This window comes from Actinosynnema sp. NPDC023658, assembly GCF_040639995.1.
Taxonomy (GTDB): Bacteria; Actinomycetota; Actinomycetes; order Mycobacteriales; family Pseudonocardiaceae; genus Actinosynnema.
This window is the reverse complement of record NZ_JBFAAX010000549.1, coordinates 503-3,915: the sequence shown is the minus strand read 5'-3', so window position 1 is coordinate 3,915 and position 3,413 is coordinate 503. Positions and strand designations below refer to the sequence as shown.

The 3,413-nt window shown below is 72.5% G+C and carries 4 protein-coding genes; all 4 read left to right on the top strand.

Translation table 11 applies throughout. The features are described from left to right. Window positions 1-145: 145 nt before the first annotated feature. The 4 genes from AB0G02_RS30915 to AB0G02_RS30900 all read left to right on the top strand — a co-directional run bounded on the left by AB0G02_RS30915 (window position 146) and on the right by AB0G02_RS30900 (window position 3,271). On the top strand, window positions 146-850 hold the full coding sequence (locus AB0G02_RS30915; protein WP_360801016.1) for a beta-ketoacyl-ACP reductase: 705 nt from the start codon (window positions 146-148) through the stop codon (window positions 848-850). 68 nt (window positions 851-918) lie between these two features. Beyond that, window positions 919-1,686 carry an enoyl-ACP reductase FabI gene (fabI, locus tag AB0G02_RS30910; RefSeq protein ID WP_360801013.1) on the top strand — a complete coding sequence of 256 codons (768 nt, stop codon included), beginning with the start codon at window positions 919-921 and terminating at the stop codon, window positions 1,684-1,686. Between the two features lie 80 nt (window positions 1,687-1,766). Next, window positions 1,767-2,801: a ferrochelatase gene (locus tag AB0G02_RS30905; RefSeq protein WP_360801010.1), complete on the top strand. Its 1,035-nt coding sequence runs from the start codon at window positions 1,767-1,769 to the stop codon at window positions 2,799-2,801. Next, the gene (locus tag AB0G02_RS30900; protein WP_360801007.1) at window positions 2,798-3,271 is read left to right on the top strand and encodes a YcxB family protein; all 474 of its coding nucleotides are present in this window, start codon (window positions 2,798-2,800) and stop codon (window positions 3,269-3,271) included. The genes AB0G02_RS30905 and AB0G02_RS30900 overlap by 4 nt, the downstream gene beginning before the upstream one ends. Window positions 3,272-3,413 lie beyond the last annotated feature (142 nt).

Sequence of the window (3,413 nt, the reverse complement as noted above, 5' to 3'; positions counted from 1 at the left end):
CGCGGCCGGCGTGCCGCCGGCGGAGGGCCCGACCGGTGCGGCTCGAACACCGAGGTCGACCCGCCCGGCCCACCCTCGCCCGTGGTCGGGCCGACCGCAGGAGATAGCCTCGCACCCGCATCAACCAGCAGCGATGGGAGCAAGCGTGTCGAGGTCCGTTCTGGTCACCGGCGGCAACCGGGGCATCGGTCTGGCGATCGCGCGGGCGTTCGCCGCGCAGGGCGACAAGGTCGCCGTGACGCACCGCGGGTCCGGCGCCCCCGAGGGCCTTCTCGGCGTCAAGTGCGACGTGACCAGCTCCAGCGAGGTCGACGCGGCGTTCACCGAGGTCGAGGCCGCGCACGGGCCGGTCGAGGTGGTCGTGGCCAACGCGGGCATCACCGACGACACCCTGCTGCTGCGGATGACCGACGAGCAGTTCACCCGCGTCCTCGACGCCAACCTGACCGGCGCGTTCCGGGTCGCGCAGCGCGCGTCCAAGGGCATGCTGCGCAAGCGCTACGGCCGGATCGTGTTCATCTCCTCCGTGGTCGGCCTCACCGGCGGCGCGGGCCAGGTCAACTACGCGGCCAGCAAGGCCGGCCTGGTCGGCGTGGCCCGCTCGATCGCCCGCGAGCTCGGCACGCGCAACATCACCGCGAACGTCGTCGCGCCCGGCTTCATCACCACGGACATGACCGACGCGCTGCCCGAGGACCGCAAGAAGCAGATCCTCGCCCAGGTGCCGTCGGGCCGCTACGGCACGACCGACGAGATCGCCGCCGCCGTCACGTTCCTGGCCTCCGACGCCGCCGCCTACATCACCGGCGCGGTGCTGCCGGTCGACGGCGGCCTCGGCATGGGCCACTGACCCACCGGACCGCACCACCACCGGGCAAGACCAGTACCAAGCACAACACTTTCGGAGGACGGGTTTCAGTGACGGGACTGCTCGAAGGCAAGCGGCTGCTGATCACCGGCGTGATCACGGACGCGTCGATCGCCTTCCACGTGGCCAGGGTCGCCCAGGAGCAGGGCGCCCAGGTGGTGCTCACCGGCTTCGGCCGGATGAGCCTCGTGGAGCGGATCGCCAAGCGCCTGCCGCAGGCCGCGCCGGTGGTCGAGCTCGACGTGCAGAACCAGGAGCACCTGGACACGCTGGCCGACCGGGTGCGCGAGCACGTGGACGGGCTGGACGGCGTCGTGCACGCGATCGGCTACGCGCCGCCGTCGTGCCTCGGTGCGCCGTTCATGGACGCGCCGTGGGAGGACGTGGCCACGGCCATGCACGTCTCGGCGTACTCGTACAAGGCCCTGGTGCAGGCCACCCTGCCGCTGATGGGCCGCGGCGCGTCGGTGGTCGGCCTCGACTTCGACGCCCGCCAGGCGTGGCCCGCCTACAACTGGATGGGCGCGGCGAAGGCGGCGTTCGAGTCGATCAACCGCTACCTGGCGCGCGACCTCGGCCCGCAGGGCATCCGGGTGAACCTGATCTCGGCCGGCCCGGTGCGCACGATGGCCGCCAAGTCGATCCCCGGCTTCGCGGACCTGGAGGCCATGTGGGGCGAGAAGGCGCCGCTCGGGTGGAACGTCGACGACCCGACGCCGGTCGCCCAGTCGGTGTGCGGCCTGCTGTCGGACTGGTTCCCCGCCACCACCGGCTCGATGGTGTTCGTGGACGGCGGCGTCCACTTCCTCGGCCTCTAGCCCGCGGGACCGGGTCGGTGTGCCCTCGACCACGCCGACCCGGTTGTGCGGTCCGCGAGCGGCGGCGCGAGGATGTCCGGGTGAGTTACGACGCGCTGCTCTGGCTGTCCTTCGGCGGACCGGAAGGACCCGACGACGTCCGCCCCTTCCTGGAGAACGTCACCCGCGGCCGGGGCGTCCCGCCCGAGCGGTTGGACGAGGTCGAGCAGCACTACCAGCACTTCGGCGGCGTGTCCCCGATCAACGCGCTCAACCGCGCCGCGATCGAGGCCGTGCGCGGCCTGGTCGACCTGCCGATCTACTTCGGCAACCGCAACTGGCACCCGATGGTCGAGGACACGCTGGCCGAGATGAAGGCCGCCGGCGTGAAGCGCGCGCTCGTGTTCCCGACCAGCGCCTACGGCGGCTACTCGGCGTGCCGGCAGTACGACGAGGACATCCTGCGCGCCCGCGCGGCCGTCGAGGACGCGCCCGAGCTGGTCAAGCTGCGCCAGTTCTTCGACCACCCGCTGTTCGTCGCGTCGTTCGCGGACGCCGTGCGCGCCGCCGCGGCCCAGCTGCCCGGCGAGGACTACCGGGTCGTGTTCACCGCGCACTCGGTCCCGGTGTCGGCGGACCGGGCGGCCGGACCGCCCGAGGACGGCGGCCACCTCTACTCCCGGCAGGTCTCCGAGGCGTCCCGGCTGGTGGCCGAGGCCGCCGGCGTGTCCGACCACGACGTGGTGTGGCAGTCGCGGTCCGGTCCGCCGCAGATCCCGTGGCTGGAGCCGGACGTCGTGGACCACCTCGACACCCTCTACGACAAGGGTGTGCGCAACGTGGTCGTGTGCCCCATCGGGTTCGTCAGCGATCACCTGGAAGTGGTCTGGGACCTCGACACCGAGGCCCGTGAGCGCGCCCAGGAGCTGGGCATGGGCTTCGCCCGCGCGGCCACGCCCAACGCCGATCCCCGGTTCGCCCAGCTCGTCGCGGAGCTCGTCGCGGAGCACGTGGCCGACGCCCCGGCGCGCAAGCTGTCGGACTTCCCGACCGCCGGGTGCACCACCAACGGCGCGTTCTGCGCCACCCGGTGCTGCGAGCCGGTGAAGCGTCCGACCCCCGGGGCCGCCCGGTGAGCGTGGACTTCAGCTGGTCGCCCCGGCCCGCGGACTGGCGTGACGCGCTGCGCACCGCCGTGCCGCTGTACCGGTGGGCGCCGTGGTTCGCCGCCGCGCTCGGCGTGCTGGGCGTCGTGGTGCTGGCGATGGGCATGACGTGGGCGGGCGTGTTCGGCCTCGTCCTCGCTGTGATCATCATCGCACTGGTCCCGGTGGGCACCGCGGTGAACTTCCACAACCACCCGCTCGCCGCCAGGACGGTCAGCGGCACGGCCGACGCGCACTCGCTGCGGATGTCCGTCGGTGAGGCCGCCCGCAGCGAGCTGAGCTGGGGCGAGCTGCCCGGCTGGGTCGAGACCGCGCGCGGCTTCGTGCTCAGGACCGGCACGACCGCTGTGTACGCCGTGCCGCGCCGGGCGTTCGCGGACGCCGAGGCGGTCGACCGGTTCCGCTCGCTGCTGGTCGAGCACGTCGGCCCGGCGACCTGACCCGTCGGACGGCCCGCGTACCCTCGGCAGGCGTGTCTTGTGCGAGTGCGACGCTGGTCGTCTGGACGTCGGCCTGGCTGCATGTGGCCTACGCGGCCGACAACCTGCAGATCGGAAAATCAAACGACTGAAAAACAAACAC